Source organism: Mesorhizobium sp. M1088, assembly GCF_040318575.1.
Classification (GTDB): Bacteria; Pseudomonadota; Alphaproteobacteria; order Rhizobiales; family Rhizobiaceae; genus Mesorhizobium.
On the sequence record NZ_JAMYMO010000141.1, the window covers coordinates 1 to 537 of the forward strand.

Genomic DNA, 537 nt, shown 5'->3' on the forward strand with positions numbered 1-537 from the left:
GCTCTCGGCAGAAAGTCCTGGCTCTTCTGCGGTTCCGATCGCGGCGGACAGCGCGCGGCCGTTCTCTACAGCCTGATCGTCAGCGCCAAGATGAACGATGTCGACCCGCAGGCCTGGCTCGCCGACGTCCTCGCCCGACTGCCCGCCTATCCGGCCCATCGGATCGATGATTTGCTGCCGTGGAATTGGAGATCCGCAAAATTGCGGACCCAACCAGCGGCGGCCTGATCATGCAGCGCAATAAGGTGCATCACGTCTACACCGTCGATCGTGTCGCCAGGGACCTCGGCGTCAGCGAAGCGCTCATCCAGGACCTGACCCTCGGTCTCGAGCCCGAGGACGGCGTCATCTGGGTCTACGGCGCCAACGATGACGACGGGATCTTGGCCTTCACCGATGAAGGGATCGAGGCGGTCAAACTCCTCCTCGAAGAATATCATCGCGTCTCCCCAAAGAAAGCTTGACCCCAGCACTCCGGTGCTCAGGTTCTCCTGGCTGCCGGATGCGCACGTCTGCGGTCTTCACCGGATGCGTACT

At 62.4% G+C, this 537-nt stretch carries 2 protein-coding genes; both read left to right on the plus strand.

What is annotated here, in order from left to right:
- The coding region (locus NKH49_RS34865; protein WP_352875323.1) for a transposase domain-containing protein at positions 1 to 228 on the plus strand (228 nt) is incomplete at its 5' end.
- A 2-nt stretch (positions 229 to 230) separates the two neighbouring features.
- The gene (locus NKH49_RS34870) at positions 231 to 464 is read left to right on the plus strand and encodes a hypothetical protein (protein WP_502907999.1); all 234 of its coding nucleotides are present in this window, start codon (positions 231 to 233) and stop codon (positions 462 to 464) included.
- Positions 465 to 537 lie beyond the last annotated feature (73 nt).